Annotated in this window: 15 protein-coding genes and 1 pseudogene; 5 read left to right on the forward strand and 11 right to left on the reverse strand. The window is 55.2% G+C overall.

From position 1 onward, the window contains the following. Window positions 1–115: 115 nt before the first annotated feature. On the reverse strand, window positions 116–394 hold the full coding sequence (locus tag M655_RS14335) for a glutaredoxin family protein (protein WP_051353904.1): 279 nt from the start codon (window positions 392–394) through the stop codon (window positions 116–118). Window positions 395–790: 396 nt separating this feature from the next. Between M655_RS14335 and M655_RS14340 the strand changes: the two genes are divergently transcribed. Then, the gene (locus M655_RS14340) at window positions 791–1,816 is read left to right on the forward strand and encodes an LLM class flavin-dependent oxidoreductase (RefSeq protein ID WP_005831213.1); all 1,026 of its coding nucleotides are present in this window, start codon (window positions 791–793) and stop codon (window positions 1,814–1,816) included. A gap of 326 nt (window positions 1,817–2,142) precedes the next feature. Then, complete coding sequence (locus tag M655_RS14345) at window positions 2,143–2,487, forward strand: GNAT family N-acetyltransferase (protein ID WP_035422789.1); 345 nt, start codon at window positions 2,143–2,145, stop codon at window positions 2,485–2,487. A gap of 493 nt (window positions 2,488–2,980) precedes the next feature. Here the strand turns inward: M655_RS14345 and M655_RS14350 are convergent, their stop codons facing one another. From M655_RS14350 to M655_RS14390, 9 genes and pseudogenes are all read right to left on the reverse strand, one after another. Then, window positions 2,981–4,333 carry an LLM class flavin-dependent oxidoreductase gene (locus M655_RS14350; protein ID WP_005831217.1) on the reverse strand — a complete coding sequence of 451 codons (1,353 nt, stop codon included), beginning with the start codon at window positions 4,331–4,333 and terminating at the stop codon, window positions 2,981–2,983. 271 nt (window positions 4,334–4,604) lie between these two features. Continuing rightward, a complete protein-coding gene (gene ybaK / locus M655_RS14355; protein ID WP_005831219.1) occupies window positions 4,605–5,093 on the reverse strand; it encodes a Cys-tRNA(Pro) deacylase in 489 nt (162 codons plus the stop codon). A gap of 239 nt (window positions 5,094–5,332) precedes the next feature. Continuing rightward, window positions 5,333–6,292, reverse strand: coding sequence for an IS30 family transposase (locus tag M655_RS14360; RefSeq protein ID WP_129552162.1), 960 nt, complete (start codon window positions 6,290–6,292; stop codon window positions 5,333–5,335). A gap of 73 nt (window positions 6,293–6,365) precedes the next feature. Beyond that, window positions 6,366–7,532 (reverse strand): VWA domain-containing protein, encoded by a 1,167-nt coding sequence (locus M655_RS14365; RefSeq protein WP_286085834.1) that lies wholly within the window; start codon window positions 7,530–7,532, stop codon window positions 6,366–6,368. Next, complete coding sequence (locus M655_RS14370) at window positions 7,517–9,898, reverse strand: DUF5682 family protein (protein ID WP_026557153.1); 2,382 nt, start codon at window positions 9,896–9,898, stop codon at window positions 7,517–7,519. The genes M655_RS14365 and M655_RS14370 overlap by 16 nt, the downstream gene beginning before the upstream one ends. After that, window positions 9,859–10,957: pseudogene (locus M655_RS14375) on the reverse strand (ATP-binding protein). Before M655_RS14375 ends, M655_RS14370 begins: the two are co-directional and overlap by 40 nt. Window positions 10,958–11,479: 522 nt before the next feature. Next, window positions 11,480–12,340: a tryptophan 2,3-dioxygenase gene (gene kynA, locus M655_RS14380; protein WP_026557152.1), complete on the reverse strand. Its 861-nt coding sequence runs from the start codon at window positions 12,338–12,340 to the stop codon at window positions 11,480–11,482. 282 nt (window positions 12,341–12,622) lie between these two features. Then, on the reverse strand, window positions 12,623–14,107 hold the full coding sequence (locus M655_RS14385; RefSeq protein WP_026557151.1) for an amidohydrolase family protein: 1,485 nt from the start codon (window positions 14,105–14,107) through the stop codon (window positions 12,623–12,625). Between the two features lie 266 nt (window positions 14,108–14,373). Next, window positions 14,374–14,985 carry a DedA family protein gene (locus tag M655_RS14390; RefSeq protein ID WP_005829594.1) on the reverse strand — a complete coding sequence of 204 codons (612 nt, stop codon included), beginning with the start codon at window positions 14,983–14,985 and terminating at the stop codon, window positions 14,374–14,376. Between the two features lie 193 nt (window positions 14,986–15,178). Here M655_RS14390 and M655_RS14395 point away from each other — a divergent pair, with 193 nt between their 5' ends. From M655_RS14395 to M655_RS14405, 3 genes are all read left to right on the forward strand, one after another. Further along, on the forward strand, window positions 15,179–15,328 hold the full coding sequence (locus M655_RS14395) for a hypothetical protein (protein ID WP_167333261.1): 150 nt from the start codon (window positions 15,179–15,181) through the stop codon (window positions 15,326–15,328). 220 nt (window positions 15,329–15,548) lie between these two features. Next, on the forward strand, window positions 15,549–16,046 hold the full coding sequence (locus tag M655_RS14400; RefSeq protein ID WP_007786369.1) for a cation:proton antiporter regulatory subunit: 498 nt from the start codon (window positions 15,549–15,551) through the stop codon (window positions 16,044–16,046). A gap of 1 nt (window position 16,047) precedes the next feature. After that, a complete protein-coding gene (locus tag M655_RS14405; RefSeq protein WP_005829592.1) occupies window positions 16,048–17,301 on the forward strand; it encodes a cation:proton antiporter in 1,254 nt (417 codons plus the stop codon). 62 nt (window positions 17,302–17,363) lie between these two features. Here the strand turns inward: M655_RS14405 and M655_RS14410 are convergent, their stop codons facing one another. Then, window positions 17,364–18,965: a SagB family peptide dehydrogenase gene (locus tag M655_RS14410; RefSeq protein WP_005829590.1), complete on the reverse strand. Its 1,602-nt coding sequence runs from the start codon at window positions 18,963–18,965 to the stop codon at window positions 17,364–17,366. Between the last annotated feature and the right edge of the window lie 20 nt (window positions 18,966–18,985).

Genomic DNA, 18,985 nt, shown 5'->3' on the forward strand with positions numbered 1-18,985 from the left:
TCTCCTCCTAGCCAAGCGAAACTTTATCGGGCAGACAGCGGCCTGCCTGCCCGTTAACCGGCTGCGCTTTTTTCGCAAGCGCTTGGGCGCAGCCCGCGTATTTACCTTGTACTCGTTACTCGGCCAAAAGCGCTGCGAGCCGATCCAATTGGGTGTAGAGCAGCGCCTCGTATTTGCCGTCGCCGCCGATTTCCACGAGCGGGATCAGGCGCGTGCCGTATTTGACCTCCAGCACATCGCGCAGCACGTCTTTTCCTGCTACGTCAATCCATTCGTATGGGCGGTTTTGCTCTTCCAATATGGCTTTGACGTTTTCACAATAGGAGCAGCCTTCTCTTCCCCATACCACGACTTTTTTCGTTTGTGTTTCTGCCACTCGCTTTCCCTCCCCCATTTTTCCGACGCTGTTCCCAGGCAAAGAAAAAGACTCCCTGCTCGTTGGCACAGCTCGAGTAGGAAGTCTCTCCAGTGGTCTGGTCGATGACTTTTTAAATTCATATCGGATTACTAGGGATATTATCATTCGTCATCTTTCTCGTCAACGGATTTTTTCCACGATGTTTTCCGCGATTTTTGTCCGGCCTCATTTTGCCTGCCCCCATTGACAGCCCGGAGCGATATCGTTAAAATCCGAGTAAACAACTAAGTAAATGAGATTTAAAAGTGCAGCAGATGACAACTTCATGCTTGCATAGCTGACTGGACCACCAGAAGCCCCTTCGCCGATCGGATTGCCGATCTATGACTGAGGGGCTTTTTGTGCGTACTTCGACACGGTTAGGGGAGAGACATGGTGGCATTGACATTGAGCATTCTCGATCAAAGTCCGATTCAAGAAGGAGAAACGGCGACCGAAGCGTTCCAGCATACGATTCGGCTGGCGCAAAAGGCGGAAGACTGGGGCTATCACCGCTTCTGGGTGGCGGAGCATCACGACCTCGATCATGTGGTCGGCTCCTCCCCCGAGGTGCTCATCGCCCATCTTTTGGCGAAAACAGAGCGCATCCGCATCGGCTCCGGCGGGGTCATGCTCCAGCATTACAGTCCTTATAAAGTAGCGGAAAACTTTCACGTCCTCGCCGCCCTGGCTCCAGGACGGGTGGATCTCGGCATCGGCCGCGCGCCGGGAGGGCTTCCCCTCTCGACGAAAGCGCTACAGCCGCACAGCGGCACGGGTTCGCCTGGCGCATCGCTGGAAGAAAAGCTCGCGGAGCTTGCGCTGTTCCTGCGCAACGAGCTGCCCCCCACTCATCCGCTGTACGGTCTGACCGCCGTGCCCCTGCCAAGCGAGCCAGTCGGCATTTATTTGCTCGGCACGAGTGCAGCGAGCGCGCAGCTTGCGGCAGAGCGCGGCGTTCCGTACGTGTTTGCCCTCTTTATCAGTCAGGACGAAGCGGTCTGCCGGGAAGCTTTTGACGTGTACCGCCAGCAGTTTCAGCCAGGCGAACGGGCAAAGCCGCTCCCGATCCTGGCCGTCTCCGTCATCGTCGCCCAGACGGAGGAAGAAGCCTTGCAGTTGGCCGCGGAAACGAAAATCGCCAAAATCCACCTGCAAAGCGGCAAAACGGTCACCGTCACCAGCTTGAAAAAGGCGGAGGAATACGGGCGGCAGGCAGACGAATCGTTTCGGATCGAGGTCAAGGAAGCCAACGTCATCGCCGGAACGAAGGAGTCCGTGCGCGAGCGGCTGCTGGAGCTGGCGCGTACCTATCAGGTGGGAGAGCTGGTGATCCACACTCCGATCAAACATTTTGCCAAGCGGCTTCTCTCCTATGAACTGTTGCACGAAGCGTTTGCTGAGCTAAGCGTTACTTGAGTGATGCGTTTGGCGACTGCCGATTGGCATTCGGCATTTGCGCAAAAAAACGTGGCTGGCGGTTCCGCAGCGTTGGACAGCGCAGTCCCCCTCGCACAGCCCCCTGATTGTGGAATGACTCCACAGTTGGCGGGGCTGTTTTTTGAGGCTCTGTTCGCAAGATGATCGCTGTATTATGATGAATGGAAACATTCGTCTGCATCAGCGAAAATAGCTGTAGCGAATTGACTCAAGCGACAGGAACATCTCGCTGAATGTCCGCAGCCAAAACAGCGGGAGTTTTTTTCAAGCGGTGCAGCTTGCAACCATTGGCGGGGGGAGAAAGCATGGATATTACGATCCGAAGTGCTAAGCAAGATGATTACGCGGCGTTATTGCCTTTGTTTCGGCAAGTTCATGATTTGCACGTTTTCGAACGGCCGGACCTCTACAAAAAGAATGCGACTCCAGTGGAGGAAGCGTTGTTTCATGACCAGCTACACGATGATCGGCAACATATTTTTGTGGCTACGCTCGGTATGGAAATCGTTGGCGTCGTTGTTTTGCAGGAAGAAGACATCCGGGAAAACTCATTTGTAAATGCGCGGAAAGTTTTGCTTGTCAACAGTTTATGTGTGGCGGATACGCTGAGGAAAAAGGGAATCGGAAAGAAGCTTATGCACCATGTTTAAATGGAGTTCCGATTAAGCTGACGGGAGACGATCGTTACCTCGCCAAAAAGAACCCGCCAGTCCTTGGCGGGTTTTGTTGTACAACAACTCCGTTTCTTTGAGCAGCATGCTGTTAGAACAGAGCTTTACACGGTGGGCAACTTTTCATGCAGGCAGCCAGGCAGCTATTTGTCGGGCGGACTGCTCGCCTTCGTGGCCTTTGTGTGCGGGACGGCAGCACCGGGCCAGCTCAGCAGACTGGCAGAATGGCGGCATTTTCCCGTAACAATAAAGAGCCTGCGATGATGGTGTTCGCAGACTCTACAACACTAGGATTTTATGGAAATTGAAAAAACGACTTTCTTTTTGATCGCCAGCTTTGCCGCACCCGTTTTTCAAGAAAAATAGAGGCAAACCGCTGCGCTCTGCTCGCAAGCCCTGTTTTTCCGAGAGAACCAAAAGCCCCCCTGCTCGCCCCCTCAGAGCAACAAACGCCCACGCCCCTCCCCTGTTTTTACAACGGCGCATTCACCCCTTGCGGCTCCGGTTTTCTCGGCTGCGCGTACCGATTGACCGGGAATGGCAGTCCGAGATTCCCGCGCAGCGTGTCGGCCTCGTACTCCGTGCGGAACAGGCCGCGCTGCTGCAAAATCGGAACGACCCGATCGACGAAATCGTCCAGCCCGCGCGGCACGTTCGACTGGAGGATGAATCCGTCTGCCGCCTCTTCCTCGAACCAGCGCTGGATCAAATCCGCCACGTGCTCGGGCGTGCCGATGAACTCGCTCTCTGGCGTCGCGGTGTAGAGCGCGGTCTGCCTGAGCGTCCACTTTTGCTCCCTGGCCTTTTGCTTGATTTTGTCCGTCGTGCTGCGGAAACTGTTGCTGCCAACTTCGCCGATATCCGGGAACGGTTCGTCCAGCGGGTACTGGGAAAAGTCGTGATGGTCAAAAAATCGGCCCAAGAAATGCAGTGCCTGCTCGATGCTGACCAGGCTTGCCAGCTCTTCGTGCTTGCGCTTCGCTTCCTCTGCCGTTCGCCCGATGATCGGGCTGATCCCAGGGAAAATGAGAATGTCGGCGGAGCTTCGCCCGTAGGCGGCTGCCCGTTCCTTGACATCGCGGTAAAAGCGCTGTGCATCGGCAAGCGTCTCTTGTCCGGTAAAGACCGCATCGGCGGATTTGGCTGCCAATGTCTTTCCGCTTTCCGACGAGCCTGCCTGGAAAATGACCGGCTGGCCCTGTCGGGAGCGGGCGATGTTCAACGGCCCTTGCACCGCGAAAAACTCCCCCTGATGGTCGAGCCGATGCATCTTCGCCGGGTCGAAAAACACCCCGGACTGCTTATCCCGGACGAAGGCGTCGTCCTCCCACGAATCCCACAGCCCTTTTGCCACGGTCAAATATTCTTCGGCAATCCGGTAACGCAGCTCGTGGTCAGGATGCTGCTTGTTGCCGTAATTTTTCGCCGAGCCTTCCAGCGGCGAGGTGACGACGTTCCAGCCTGCCCTCCCGCCGCTGATCTGGTCGAGGGAGGCGAGCTGCCTCGCTACCGTAAACGGCTCGCTGTACGAAGTCGACACCGTCCCGACCAGGCCGATTTTGCTGGTGACGCCGCCCAAGGCCGACAAAATCGTCAGCGGCTCGAAGCGGTTCAAAAAGTGCGGGAGCGATTTTTCATTGATGTACAGCCCGTCCGCGACGAAGACGAGATCAAACTTCCCGGCCTCCGCCTTTTGCGCCTGCTGCGTGTAAAACGCAAAGCTGACACTGGCGTCCGGCTGCGCATCCGGGTGTCGCCATGCGCCCATATGCCCGCCGATTCCGTGAATCATGGCTCCGAGCCTCAGTTGCCTTTTCTTTGCCATCTTCTCTCCTCCTCGATCCCAAACGGCTTGCCGCCAACGCCCGCAACCGTCAGTTTTGGAACGCACAAAAAGGCCCCTGTACAAGCACAGGAGCCTTTGGTTGACCAATCGGCAGGAATGGGTTTTCTTCCTACAGATTATTACTATTATTCCGATGTGTCAATAAGGTTTTGCGAAAATCAGCCCGGCCCGGCTGGCAAAACCCGCATCTGCGCACCAGGTTCGGCAGGGTTCATTTCACCGCCATGCATCCGCTCCAAAAAAACCGGCCTCATGCGGTTGGCAGCGTAGAAACGTCAGCCAGCCGGCCTTTTGTCGCCTTCAGCAGCCCGTCAACCGCAAGCTCGATCTGCACGCCGATGTTCCCTCCGCTGACGATGATCCGCTCCATTTGCTCCGCGCGGCTGTCAATGACGGTCGGGAACAGCTTTTTCATCCCCACCGGAGAACAGCCGCCCCGCACATATCCCGTTACGGCGGTAATGTCTTTCACAGCGATCATCTCGATCTTTTTCTCCCCGACCACTTTCGCCGCTTTTTTCAAATCCAGCTCCGCCTCCACCGGGATGACGAAGACGTAGTACGCCCGGCTCGTGCCTTGCGAAACGAGCGTCTTGTAGACGACTCCAGCTTCCCGGCCGATTTTTTGCGCCACCGAGACGCCGTCAATTTTCCCGTCGTCGGTCCGGTACGTCAGCATAGTGTAGTCGATTTTTTCCTTGTCCAAAATCCGCATCGCATTCGTTTTGGCTTGCTTCATCATTTTCCACTCCATTCCGTTCCCCGAAAGAAAGTAACTGCGCTTATTCTTCATCCTCTTTTCGTACAGATGGCCGTTTGGCGATAGCCACGAATTGACCGACAGCTTCGCCATCCCGATTCAGGCAGGCATGTAACAGCAACAAACGTTCCCCTAAAGACAACTACCCTTAGTTTGCCAATGCTTGCAGAACGATGTCAATAGCTACATTTTTGCGAGAAGAGCCTGACGACGAATTGTCAAGACAAGTGCGACAGAGCTTCCATGAATGATTCGTAAGCGGTCTTCCAGCCCAGACATTTTCTTGGCCGATTGTTAATGAGCTCCAAGGCCTGAATCAGTTCCTCCTCGGAGACTTCGGCAAAATCCTTGCCTTTGGGAAAAAATTCTCGCAGAAGGCCATTTGCGTTCTCGTTCGTGCCCCTTTGCCAGGAAGAGTAGGGATCGGCAAAGTAAATGTTTACGCCATGTGCTGACTCCAGCCGTTCGTAACAGGCAAACTCTTTGCCACGGTCAACGGTAGCTGTTTGAAACGATCCTTTCGGTAACGACTCAGCAACGAAACCAAAGGCCTTTTCCATGGAAGCCGAGGTACGATCAGGCATCTTTACGGCAAGGTAAAAGCGTGTCTTGCGCTCAGCGAACGTCGCGACGCACGCCTTACTTTTTCCACGGCTGGAAACAACCGTATCCCGTTCCCAATGACCAAAGCTCTCACGCTTTCGTACTTCCTTGGGTCGCTGCCGAATGGACTTTCCTACGTTGAAGCGACCACGTGTTTCGATTGGTCTCCGGCGTTTCCCTTTGTGGCGCAGAACGGTGGTATCTCCTTTAACCAAAAAGCCCTGATACAGCCAGCGATACATCGTTTTAAACGACACTTTCTGTTCGGGGCATTCCTGACTCATCCGTCCGGCAATCTGCTCGGGAGACCAGGTCTGCGCCAGCTTACTGGCAATGTAATGCTCACGTTCAGGAGTCCGCTTGCCTCTGGGAACAGACCGTTCGCGACGTTTCTCGTAAACCTCATGCGCGGCTTCTGCCTGATATTCCCCCGCCTTACAACCCCGTTTTAACTCACGGGCAATGGTAGCATGATGCCGTTTGAGTTCTCTGGCAATGGCGCGGGCAGACCAACCCAAACGATGAAGGAGTGCTAGCTCACTACGCTCTGTTATGCTAAGATGTGTATAACTCATGATTGATTCTCCTGTGTAAATGGTGTTGTGGTGACTTCATTTTACACGAATCAATCATGGGCCGTTTTTTTATCTAGGTGTCGCACTTGATATTACAATCTGTCTTGATGATCTTTCCGATCCATTGCGACAGCTCGTCAGGCGTAATCGCGGCGACGTGCGCGCCCATGTCCGCGAGCACGCGTGCGGCATGCTTGTTGTAGGTCGCGTTTCCGTTGAAGTCAAGCGCGGTCAGCACCAGAAACTTACAGCCTGCGTCGATAATATCCTTGCTCTGCCGATACATCTCCTTGATCGGATAGCCTTCCTCCAGGTCGCTAACCAAAATGAAAATGGTCCGCGACGGATTTTCCAACAGCGACTTGCCGTAGCGAAGCGCCTGCGCAATGTGGGTCCCCCCACCCAGTTGCACGCTCATCAGCACATCGACCGGGTCGTCCAGCCTGTCGCTCAAATCGACGACTTTGGTGTCAAAGATGACGAGATGCGTCTTCAGTGCCGCCAGCTTGTAAAAAATGCTCGCCATCACCGCGCTGTAAATGACCGAGTCCATCATGCTGCCGCTCTCGTCCACGACGATGACGATGTTCCATTTGTTGTGATGCTGGATGTTGCTGTGAAAATACAGCTCGTCGATGATAAAGCGTTTGTTTGCCCGGTCGTAGTTTTTCAAGTTTTTGCGGATCGTCTTGTGCACGTCGAGATTGCGCATCGTTTTCGTGTAGCCGCGCCGGAAGCGGTTGCGCTTGCCGACGATACTCGTCTGCACTTCGGCTTCCAACTGGCGCCGCAGCTCCTCGACGACCTTGCGCACGACTTCCTTGGCGCTTTTGACGACCTCACCCTTCATCCGGCCCTTGAACTGGAGGATGTTTTTCAGCAGCGTCATGTTTGGCTCCAGCTTTTCCAGCACCTTTTTGTCCGTGAGCAGCTCGGTCATGTTGTAGCGCTCCAGCGCCTGCTTTTCCAAGATTTCCACTGTGTTTTTCGGGAAAAGCTTGCGAATTTTTTGCAGCCAGGTCGGCACAGTGAGCTGGGAGCCTTCCCTGCCGCCTTCTTTGCGGTAGCCTTGCTCCTCTCCGTGCTCGCGGCTATAGAGGAAGTCCAGAATCGAGTCCAGCTCGCGGTAGGCAAACTCGGATCGGCTGTATTCGCCGCTCTGCTCCAGGGAATCATCCACCTGCGAGCCGAGCAAAAGCCGCCAGCGGTTGATCGCTTCGCGGTTCAAATGAGGTTCCATCTGGCAAACTCCTCCCTGATCTCGGCGTCGAGCTGCCGGGCCTGCTGCAAGGCTGGCTTTGCGATAGCCGGAGCGGTGAGCGCATCCGTACTGGTCTGGAACAAGGCCGCGACCTTTTCAGCGAGCAAGCTGATTTCCATTGGCCCAAAAAAGGCGAAGGCCAGGCGAAGCTGTGGCACGAGCTGCAAAAAGTCTTCGTAGTCGAGCCGCGTAATCATCTGGTTCAAATCCGCAAGCAGCCGTTCCTCGTAAAACAAAAAGTCGCGGCCGACGAGAAAGACGCCGTGCAAATAAGCGGCCGTGTGCAGCATCTGTTCCGGCGAGCCGAACATGTACGCTCTCGCCCGGCGGGAAATTTCCCCGCGCTCGAATGCCCCGAGATTGCACAAAATCGCGGCGGCGACACCTTCCAGCATCGGCGGCAAAACCGGGCCAGCCAGCAAGATCAGAAGCTGATCGCGAAAAATCTCCCGTGAAGACTCGGATTGCTTTTGCTCGCTTGCCATGTACAAAAACTTGAACTGCTCGGCGATCTGCTGGCACTCATCCGGGTTTGGGTTGCCCTGCTCCGCGATTTTGGCTACGGCCTGATAGTAGACCTCGTCGATCAGCGCCGCAAGCCTTGCCGTGTCTGCGAGGCCAAACAGCCGCTTCTGCTCCCGCAAAATCGTCAGCGTCTTCAACGTTTTGCACAAGGACAAAAAGTGTCCGTCCTCCTTGACGGCCAAAACGACCGCCTCAAACAGCCGTTCGCCGAGCTTTTCCAGGCCCATGACAACCGCCATCAGCAGCCATTTGGCCAAGGCGTGGCTCTGATGCTGCGGCAAGTCCTTCATCGTGTCTTCCAGCTTTTGCGCCGCGGCCTCCTTCACCGTGCCGCCGTAGACGGAAGCTTCGATCAGCCTGGCCTCGACGTAGGAGGAATAGCCGTAGCGCCACGTTTCGCGGACCAGATTGACGAACCTGTCGTTTTGCCAATCCGGCCCGGCCTCTTTGACGCAAAACTCCGTGCCCAAAAACTGCAGGCAGTGAAAAAAGCGGCTCGCCTCCCGATGCGAGCGCTTCGCGTACAGCTCCAAAACTTTTTGATTGCGGCCCGTCGTCGCGATCGAGAGCTTGAGCGACTTGCACGTTTCCTTGAAATCGCGGACGATCGGCACATCCAGCTCGTTTGGCGCCACCTGGCCGATGCCATCTCCGGTCATCAGCTCGCGCAGCGTTTCCGTCGGCTGCGTGGTCGCAAGAGTGCGCTCGCCTTTTGTAAAAGCGGACAGCACCGCGTCTTGCAGCTCGTAAGCGCCGCCCTCCGACTTTTCGCGCAGGACGGACAGTCCGCTGATGAGGCCATACGCTTCGATTGCGTCTGCCGTCGACACGATCTCGCCTTTTTCCCGCAGCCGTTTCACAAGCTGGGTCAAATACGACAGCGCGCTTTTCGTAAAAGGGCTTTGCTCTTTTTTGTTCAGGGCGTTCCAAACCGTCTCGTAATAGTGGACATGCGGCATGCCGCTGGCGTAGCCGTTCAACTGATCCGCTTCCTGATAGGTGTACACCATGGGGTATATTTTTTCGTCTTTGACCTTTTGCATGCGATACGCGGTCTTGCGGTTCTCCAACAGACCGTATGTATGAAAGCCGCCCGTCACCACGAGAATTTTTTCGTACTGCTGTTTTGCCTCCGCAATTTTTTGCCGCATGTGCGCTTCGCGAATCAAGTCTCCCTCCGCCTCCAAGGTCGCTTCGTCGTAGCATTTTCGCGACAGGTAGCAGTAGGCGAACACGTCTTTGACAAACGCAGGCGTCGGCTTGCGGATTCCTTCGATCTCAAACACTTTTTCCCACAGCTCGTCGAAGCTGCGGCACCGCATCGTCTCGCACAGGCGGGCGATGAACTGCGACCCGGCCAGCATCCGCTCGTCGTGGTAGGATAGCTTTTCGTTCTGCTTTTTCAGGTCGTGGCCGTCCTCCATGCTCTCCAGCCTGCTGCCGTAGCCCAGGTCGATGAAGGCAGCGGGAATTTGTCTCTTCCGCGCTTCGGTGAGCGCGACGTATTCCGGCGGATAGGCCAAAAACGGGAAGTAGCAGACGTACTTGTTCTCCCCGGACGCATACGCGTAGTAAATGCTGATCGGCGGCTTCGTCTGTTCATCGGTCAAAATCGGAATGAGGTGGTTGCTGTTGTCCGGCCCCTCGATCAAAATGATCTGCGGCGCGTATGCCTCAATCGTCTTTTGCAGATGGTAGGCGCAAGCAGGGCTGTGGTGCCTGACCGGAAAATAAACGACCTGCCCGGAAAGATCGTAGACCTCCTGCTCGACCAGCCTGTTTATTTGATCCATTTCTTCTCGTTGTAGTACGCTTCCCATAGGCCCTCTTCCTTTGCCCGTTCTTTGACCACCTTCGTGAAGTACGTTTTCAAAATGCCCGCGTCCTTCTGATTTTCCTTGACGACCGCACCCTGCAAGTTTTGCACCAGCCGCTCCAGCGTAATCGGCTTGCCCTCGTAGTAATAGGCGGTCATCGCGCTCTGCACGTAGACGGATACCGCTTCCGCCGTGCTCATGACGGATTGCGGCGACTCGATTTTGTAGCCTTCCTTCGTCTCGCCCGTGCGCAGTTCCATAAAGGTCGTCGCCAAAAGTTCCACGACATCGCGATCAATCTCGACTTCCACGCCGCTTTGCTGCAAAATCATTTTCGCTTGCGACTCGATGATTTGCGCTTCCATTTTGACGTGGTTGATCGGCGCGATCGTCTCGAAGTTGAAGCGGCGCTTGAGCGCTTCTCATCTCGTTGACGCCTTTGTCTCTTAGGTTGGCGGTGGCAATAATATTAAAGCCCGGCTTGGCAAACAAGATGCCGTCTGCAAGCTCGGGAATGTTCATGACTTTGTCGCTCAAAATGCTGATTAAGACGTCCTGCACCTCGAAGGGGCAACGGGTAATTTCTTCGAAGCGGGTGATGATGCCCTTGTTCATGCCGTTGTACAAGGGCGACGGGACCAAAGCTTGCAGCGACGGCCCTTTGTCCAGCAGCATGGCGTAGTTCCACGAATACTTAATCATGTCCTCGGTCGTTCCCGCCGTGCCCTGGATCGTATTGGTGCTCGTGCCGCTGATCGCAGCCGAGAGCAGCTCGCTTAACATCGTCTTCGCCGTTCCCGGCTCGCCTACGAGCATGAGTCCGCGATTTCCGGCAAGCGTCACGATCGCCCGCTCGATCAGGGCATCGTCGCCGTAAAACTTTTTCGTAATCTCGATGGACTCTCCTTCGTACGCAAGCGGCTTGTCGGTGCCGAGAATAAAGTCGCGGACCGCTCGCGGCGACAATTGCCAGTTCGGCGGCTTGGCTCCAGTGTCGTTGGCCCGCAAAGCAGCCAGTTGCGCTGCGTACAAAACTTCCATCGGCGGCTTCATCGTTTCCATCCAAATGCCCACTCCGTTTCGGCTTTTTCTGACAAACATGGCTTATCTCAAAAATAATAAGCAAAGCAAACTTGGGAAATGAAGGGTATTTGTGCCCAATATTAGGAAGAATATGTGAAAATTTGCGCTTGGAGTCCTGGTGCGCGGCAATTTGAGGCGGGACTTTCGAGGACAAAAAACCTGGATCCCCCCAGGCAGTCAACAAGCAGCGAAATGATTACATCCACCTTTTTTTCGGTCACGGCTTTCTCCTTCTTCCTTGATTGTAACAATGACATGCAAAAAGTTCCATTTTTTCGAAGAGTTCTTTTTGTGAAAATGTAAGCATCGACAACCGGATGGAAGTTTTCTGCCAGGTACGTTCGTTGCCGTCGGATGCATGCTAGGCTTAGCATCGTGCTGTTCCTGTGTCCTGATAGCTCACGCGCTTTGCGCGTCAAAAAAAACAGGCGTGACCGAACATGTTTGTCCGCACGCCTGTTTGCTGTGGGATTTTACCGTTGCCTATTCGCTTGGATTGTCCTATAGCTGTGTGCGCAGGCTCCACAGCTCCGGGAAAAAACGGTGATCGAGCGCCCTGCGCAAATAAGCGACGCCAGAGGAACCGCCCGTTCCGGGCTTTTGCCCGATGATGCGCTCCACGGTCGTCATATGGTTGAAGCGCCATTGCTGCTGCTGGCTGGCGATGTCGACGAGCTTTTCCGCCAGCTCGTACAAGTCCCAATATTGGTGCACGTCGCGGTAAACCGTCAGCCAGGCTTGCTCGACGCTCGCGTTTGGCTGATACGGCTGCGACCAGTCCCGCTCCAGGCACGCCGGGTCGATCGGCAAGGCGCGCGCCGCCATTTCCTTGATCGCCGCATCGTAAATGCTCGGCGCATGCAACGCTTTGTTCAACTGCCCGTGCAGCTTTGGCTGATGCTCGTACACGGCCAGCACATGAGCGTTTTTGTAACCGAGCGTAAATTCGATCAGCCTGTTTTGAAACGACTGAAAACCGGACGAGTGCCCGAGCTTGTCGCGGAACTGCAAGTAATCGGCGGGAGTGAGCGTGGAGAGCACATCCCACGACTTGATAAGCTGTTGCTGGATGCGCGACACCCGCGAAAACATCTTGAACGCCGGCTCCAGCTCGTGATTGGCAATACAGTCCATCGCCGCGGCAAGCTCGTGCAAAATCTGCTTCATCCACAGCTCGCTCACCTGGTGAATAATGATGAACAGCATCTCATCGTGATGAGTCGACAGCCGCTGCTGGCTTGCCAAAATTTTGTCCAGATGCAGGTAGTCGCCATACGTCATTTCCTTCTTGAAATCGGTATGGATATCGTGTTCCAGCGAGGACTTGTCCGGTTCGTTGCTTCCATGCGGATGGGGATTCATCTGTGGTCGGCCTCCTTTTTCCGTTTCATGCAGACGATATGTATGCGCTTACATTACTGGGCGCGTACTGGCTTTACGTATTAATTCCTTGCCGCCCTGCACAGTTCCTGCTGTTCGGTTCTTGTCCGCCTGCATTTTCTCCGTGAACATGGCCGCCCCAGAGGAAAAGGGCAAGGATGTCGGCTCCTTGCCCCGCCGTTGCAAGCCATGGCTTCTCAGTCCCCTTGGCGAACCGTTCGATAACATGGCTACGCCAACAAGCCATTGGCGCAGCCTTAGTCGCTACGAAAACAACGGCCGCGCCCGCCCTTCATCCAGGTAGGCCCGCGCATGCCCCCAGAAGTACTTGCCCGGCTGCATGTAAGCGGCAAGCCCCGCCCGCGCAATCGTGCGTGCCGCCTCTTCATTCGCCTCCGTCAAAATGCGCTGCTCATCCACAGTCAGCACCTGCCGCTGATCCATGACCAACTGTCCGTCGACGATCACGTGGTTCACATCGCCGCCAACGGCCTGGTACACCAAGCGTTGGACGTGCATCGTTTCCGGCGTCAAATGAGCCTGCTGCATGTTCACCGTAATCACATCGGCCTTTTTCCCTGCTTCGAGCGAGCCCAGCTCGTCGTCCCAGCCCACGCAGCGCGCCGCATCAATCGTCACCATTTCCAGCAGCTTGCCGGGCGGCAGGTAAAAGTAATCGCGCAGAGCCGCCTGCTGCAAAAGCTGCATTCTGCGCATCGCCTGAAACATGTCAAACGGCGTCATCGGCGAAGTGCCGTCCGTCGTGATGGCGACGGTCGCCCCCATTTCCAATAGCTCGGTGATCGGCGTCCGGGCGTTGATTTGCCCGAAACCGGGCGAAGCACTCACATTCGTCCCCGTCTCCTCCAAAATTTTCGCTTCGTCAAACGAAATGCCGCGGCAATGCTGCAAATGGACGTCTGGGCCGAGCAAGGCGTACTCTTTGTCTTGCACAGCCAGATGAATCATGCCGCCAAACGCGTCAGAGTGAATCCGCGTGTCGTACTTGCGGGCAATTTCCCGGATTTTTCGCGCCTGGTAACGGTCAAAATCGGTGGGGCCAAACAACTGATCGGCCTGGGTCGGAGCCGACGGGTTGATCGACGTGACGATGACAAACGGCGTGATGTACGCCCGCGTCCTGTCCGAGTTGGCATGGTGCAGCGCCTCGATCACCGCTTCGGCTCCCGCCAGCACTTCTTCGTAGGTCACTTCCTTCGTCACCTTTTTCCCGTCGACCCAGCGGCTGAACGGATGCGGCCACGGCGGGTTGCACGGCCCTGTGCAAACGATCTCCCGCACCCCGACCTCCGCGTACGCCTGCGCATGGTTCAAGGCAACAACCGGATCGTCGGAGCGCGGCATGGAGCCGAGCACGCTGACTCCTGTCGTAATCCCCGCCTTGAGCCGTTCCAGGGCGGACAGCTTGCCCTCGTAGTACCAGAAATCGTCGGTGACCTCATGCTTGTACACGTTGGTGATAATCGGCATCCAGTCGTTGATGTTGTCGGTGGCAATCGTCTTGAACAGCGAGTGTCCGCCGTGCCCGTGCGCGTCGATAAAGCCCGGCAACACACAGTGGCGGGCACAGTCGATCACGCGCTCGGCCGTGTATTTCTCCGTCAACTGGGCAGTATCCCCGACCTCCACGATCCGCCCGTCGTCAATCGCAACTGCGCCGTCCGCAATCACCCGTCTGTCCTTGTCCATCGTGATGACCACGCCGTTTACGAGCAATACATCGATCATTGGCAATCGCCTCCCTGTCTTTTTGTGCATGAGGGAAAAAGCGTGCTGCGGTCCCCTACCCTACACGATAACGAAAAGCAATGCCGTTGTATTTGCAAGAGTATTACGACTTTTTTCACGATCTTTACCTGTTTCGCCTGCCTGCCCGCTTTTGGCGACGCTTTCGCTGCCTGTATGCCGATACGATTTTGTCAAAAGGCTCCCTAGCTGAAAAAACCACCTTTCCCAAACGGAAAGATGGCGGATGGCTGACAGCGGGCAACGCTTTATGGATGGGTTCTGCGCTTGCGCAGGAAAACGATGAGAAAAACAAGAGCAGCGACAGCGATCACCCCGTAGACAAAGTGGGAGTAGACGTCCATCACGTGCAAAACATCTTGCCACGATTCGCCGAGAAACGCCCCGATCCACACCAGGGCAATGTTCCACAGCAGCGTCCCGATGCTCGTAAACAGCAAAAACAGCGGGAGATTCATCCGGGTCATCCCCGCCGGAATGGAAATGAGGCTGCGCACCAACGGAATCATCCGGCAAAACAAAATCGTCCAGTAGCCGTATTTGTCAAACCAGGCATGCGCTCTCTCGATGTCTGTCTGCTTGACCCGCAGCAGATGTCCCCAGCGCTCTACGACCTTCTCGATTTTTCCTACGTCCAAATAGTAGCCGATCCCGTAAAGCAAAATCGCGCCGAGTACGGACCCGAACGTGGCCGACAAAATGACACCCGGCACGGTCAACGCCGAGTGTGTGGTCATAAAACCGCCAAATGTCAGGATCACTTCAGAAGGAATCGGTGGAAATACGTTTTCCAGCGCCATCATCAAAAAAATGCCCAGATAGCTGTATTGTTCAATGAAATGCGTCAGCCAGTTTTGCATACTACCCCTCTTTTATATCAACCGATGCTTATGATTCAAGTATAGAGACGATTTGTTCATAGTTCAATGAAAAGCGGCATTTGCCCGGGAGAATCTGTGCAAAGCTATGGGCCTTGCGCACGCCAAATCTGGTAAATATGGTACAATTCTTTCTATTAGATAGATTAGCAGAAAATGTAAAAGGAGCGATCCGATGCTGGTTTTGGTTGCCGTCGTTGCCGTTGCTGCTTTGGCTGCCCTGTACGACGCCCTGCGGAAAATCAACGCGAACATTCTCATGCAAGTCGAGCAAAACGAACGAATCATCAAGCTGCTGGAAGACATCAAAAAAAGACAATCATAGTGTTCAACCCAAGTTAAAGATCGTTTACCTGGACTACTCGCAGAGGCGGTCTTTTTTTGTACTTTTCTGCCCATTCAGAAATCAGACAAAGTGTGTCATATTTTTTGCAAACTGTTTCGAAATATAGACTTTTCGCATCATTTAAGTATATGATGATATTAGCAAACAATTATTTGTTTGTCGAAAAACAGGTGGATTCCACTTTTTAGGAGGCGTTTCCATGTTCACTATCAGGGAATCAGATTTGCCAGGAATCGGACGAAAGTACCAGGTGGAAACAAGAAGCGGCGACAAGCTGATTATCATTATCCACGATGACGGCCAACGGGAAATTTACCATTTTGACAAAGACGACTGGGACGAAAGCGTCTCCATGGTCACGCTGGATGACCAGGAATCGCGGCAGTTGGCTGGCATCATCGGCGGGATGACCTACAAGCCGAAAGCGCTGGAAACGATCGAGATGGCGCTCGACCAGCTCGTGATTGAATGGTACAAGATCGAGCCAGGGTCAGCCTGCATCGGCAAGTCGATCGGGGAACTGGACATTCGCCAAAAGACCGGGGCTACCATCATCGCCATTATTGAAAAGGATCAAAAGCAAAAAGTGAGTCCGGGACCAGAATGCGTTCTGACTGCAGGCGTGACGCTGGTTGTGGCAGGTGAGAGAGGGCAGGTGAAGGTGTTAAAATCTACACTCATATCAGGGGGGGCTTGATTTGGAACACATCGTCTTTGAAATTGGTCTAGCCATTGGCTTGATTGCCATCGCAGGGTTCATTTCGCAAAAACTCCGCTTTTCCATCGTTCCGTTTTACATCCTCATCGGCATGGCCGTAGGGCCGCACGCCGCCTCGATCGGTCTGATCGATTTTCGGTTTATTGAAAGCGAACCACTCATTGACTTCATGGGTCGGATGGGTGTTTTGTTTCTGTTGTTTTACGTTGGACTTGAATTTTCGGTTGGCCGTCTGATTAAAGCGGGACGCTCGATCGCGATCGGCGGCACCATCTATATAGGCATCAACTTTACGCTCGGCTTGCTCTTCGGGTACTTTGCCGGGGTTCCTTTCAAAGAAATTCTCATTATCGCCGGTATTACGACGATCTCCTCTACAGCCATCGTGGCAAAAGTGCTGGTGGATCTTAAACGGACAGCCAACCCGGAAACGGAAATGATTCTGGGCATGATTATGTTTGACGACCTGTTCCTCGCTGTTTACTTGTCCATCATGTCCGGTCTCGTGCTCAGCGGAGCCACATCGGTCGTCGGCGTCCTCACTTCTGCGCTGATCGCACTCGGTTACATGCTTCTGTTCATCATCGTAGGGCGCAAGCTCGTTCCATTGCTCAACCGTGCGCTCAATATCAAATCAAATGAACTTTTCATGTTGACGGTCTTTGCAGGCCTGTTCCTCGTAGCTGGTTTCTCGGAAACCATCCACGTGGCCGAGGCGATTGGCGCCTTGCTCGTCGGTCTGGTCCTTGCAGAAACGGTCCATATGAAGAGAATTGAGCACATGATTCTGCCTTTCCGCGACTTTTTTGGCGCCATGTTCTTCTTCAGCTTCGGCTTGTCGATTGACCCGCTTCAGCTCGGCGGAGCTGTCTGGCTGTCACTGGCGGCTGTCGCCATTACGCTGATCGGAAACTACACCGCCGGACTTCTGGCCGGGCGCAGCGCAGGCTTGTCGGCACGCGCTTCCTCGAACATCGGGCTGACGATTACGGCGCGCGGGGAATTTTCCATCCTGATTGCGAATATGGGGAAAGCAGGCGGACTGTTGGAAATTTTGCAGCCATTCACCGCCCTCTACGTCCTGATTCTGGCCATTCTCGGCCCGGTACTGACGAAGGAATCGAAACATATTCACAACCTGCTCAGCAAAGTGCTGCCGCTGGAGAGGATGTTTCAGGCAAAAGCAGCCAAGGCATCTGCTCCTGCGCCAAGCGCGGAAAAGCAACAAGGGTAATCATCCATAACGAAGAGAAGGCTGATTTCTGTGCATCCGGCGCACGTCAGCCTTCTCTTTTTTTACCCATGCAAGCTCCCCTCTAGGCGGACTCGCGGCCTGTACGAGCCAACGGGCAACTGAATCAGGCACGTCTTCTGCTCATCTGCCAGCCCGTAAATGCCGTCGCTTTTCGCCACATCGTACCCGAGCAGCGGGTGTCCTCCCAGCCCGCAGGAAAAAGCGCCAAGCAGCAAGCGGTGTACCGCGATCCCCGCCTGCATCTGCAAAATCCTGTAGCCTCTGTCCCCCCATCTGTCGCGCAACTGGTTTCGCTCCCCCGCTACGTGGAAGCAGAGCGGCACCTGAAACAGATTGACATTGTCGAGCGTCATGCCCGCTTGCAGCTCCAGCCGCTGGTCCCCGTACCGTCTCGCCAGCAGACTGTGGCTGTCTGGCTCGTAGCGGTACGCCCCGTTTTCGATGCCGTCCACCTGGTGAATGCAGACGCAGAGCGCGGGCAGCCCGCTGTCTGTGCCGCCGAGGTCATGGCGGTAGCGAAAAGCGCCGAACGCCTCCTGCAAGAGAGCGGATAGCTGCTCCTGGGCGATTTTTCGCCAAACAAAGTCAAGCTCCGGCGAAGTGCGGCGGCGGCAAAACTCCGCGAAATCGTACCGCTGCGGCAAGCTGTCCGGCAAAACATGCCGCTTCTTTGCACTGTCCGCGACTGGCTGCTCGGCGGCGGCTCGCGGAGTTCCAAATGAAGCGGTCGACTCGTACATCGCCGCTTCATTCATTTTGCGCAGCAGCGGGTAGTCTTTTTGCCTCTGCGAGCCGATATGATACCGATGCGTGACAGGTTCTAGCTGCCGGAGCAGTTGTTCAGCCGTCGTCTCCCCTCGGGATTTCGCTCCAGCGGAAAGCCCCGGCGCTGCGGGCAGCGGCCACGCTTCCTGTCGCTTCGCTGCAAGCGGCATGATCGCGTACACGCTCTCTTCGTTTCCGGACAAGCCGAGCAGGTGGTTGATTGCGCGATCCAAAAACAAATAGTGCACCCCTGTTTCGATGCCGCAACCCTCGGCCAAAGCCAACCATTGCCCGAGCAGCACTCCCGTGTCCAGCCCTTGCAGCCGGTATGAAAACAGGTCGTATTTAAAGGCGTTTTTCCAAAAGTAAGCGGAGACAAACAGCGCGCCAAAGCAATGGTGAAGCGCGCAGCGCTGGCCGAGCGACTGGCTTACGTATGCATCGAAGTCGCCTTCGCGAAGCAGCACGAGCCGATGATGCGCCACATCGTAATGATAGACGCCCTGGGCCATGTACGAGAGCTTTCCGTACAGGTAGACTTCGTTCGGATACAACGCCCCGCCGGAAGGAATCGCCCTGCGGTAAGACTGCACGGGAAACAGCCCCTCCTCCGCGGCCTCTTGCGGAAATACCGTCTGGCTGACTTTTGCCAGTCCGTACATATAGTAGAGCAGGCTGCCGAGCTGGGCGAGCGACGGTTCGCCCTCTACCTTTTCCTCCGCCAGTGACAATGCCACCTCCGCAGGCAACGACACAGCCGGCAAGCCGCTATACAGCTTGTAGGGCAGCGGAGCGTCGTCCCAGTTCACTTCCAGATCGGGCGGCCTGACTTTTTCGGTGGCAAAATGCAGGTCGTGCACGAAACGCTCAAGGCTCATTTCCTCACACTCTCCCCCTT

Origin of the sequence: Brevibacillus sp. NSP2.1 (assembly GCF_000470975.2) — a bacterium.
Lineage (GTDB): Bacteria > Bacillota > Bacilli > Brevibacillales > Brevibacillaceae > Brevibacillus > Brevibacillus agri.

Excerpts from the sequence above, each read along its gene's own strand:
- M655_RS14410 (WP_005829590.1), bottom strand. The coding sequence starts at position 18,965 with ATGAGCCTTGAGCGTTTCGTGCACGACCTGCATTTTGCCACCGAAAAA.
- M655_RS14390 (WP_005829594.1), bottom strand. The coding sequence starts at position 14,985 with ATGCAAAACTGGCTGACGCATTTCATTGAACAATACAGCTATCTGGGC.
- M655_RS14335 (WP_051353904.1), bottom strand. The coding sequence starts at position 394 with ATGGGGGAGGGAAAGCGAGTGGCAGAAACACAAACGAAAAAAGTCGTG.
- M655_RS14385 (WP_026557151.1), bottom strand. The coding sequence starts at position 14,107 with ATGATCGATGTATTGCTCGTAAACGGCGTGGTCATCACGATGGACAAG.
- M655_RS14365 (WP_286085834.1), bottom strand. The coding sequence starts at position 7,532 with ATGGAACCTCATTTGAACCGCGAAGCGATCAACCGCTGGCGGCTTTTG.
- M655_RS14395 (WP_167333261.1), top strand. The coding sequence starts at position 15,179 with ATGCTGGTTTTGGTTGCCGTCGTTGCCGTTGCTGCTTTGGCTGCCCTG.
- ybaK (WP_005831219.1), bottom strand. The coding sequence starts at position 5,093 with ATGAAGCAAGCCAAAACGAATGCGATGCGGATTTTGGACAAGGAAAAA.
- M655_RS14370 (WP_026557153.1), bottom strand. The coding sequence starts at position 9,898 with ATGGGAAGCGTACTACAACGAGAAGAAATGGATCAAATAAACAGGCTG.
- M655_RS14360 (WP_129552162.1), bottom strand. The coding sequence starts at position 6,292 with ATGAGTTATACACATCTTAGCATAACAGAGCGTAGTGAGCTAGCACTC.
- kynA (WP_026557152.1), bottom strand. The coding sequence starts at position 12,340 with ATGAATCCCCATCCGCATGGAAGCAACGAACCGGACAAGTCCTCGCTG.
- M655_RS14350 (WP_005831217.1), bottom strand. The coding sequence starts at position 4,333 with ATGGCAAAGAAAAGGCAACTGAGGCTCGGAGCCATGATTCACGGAATC.
- M655_RS14345 (WP_035422789.1), top strand. The coding sequence starts at position 2,143 with ATGGATATTACGATCCGAAGTGCTAAGCAAGATGATTACGCGGCGTTA.
- M655_RS14340 (WP_005831213.1), top strand. The coding sequence starts at position 791 with ATGGTGGCATTGACATTGAGCATTCTCGATCAAAGTCCGATTCAAGAA.
- M655_RS14400 (WP_007786369.1), top strand. The coding sequence starts at position 15,549 with ATGTTCACTATCAGGGAATCAGATTTGCCAGGAATCGGACGAAAGTAC.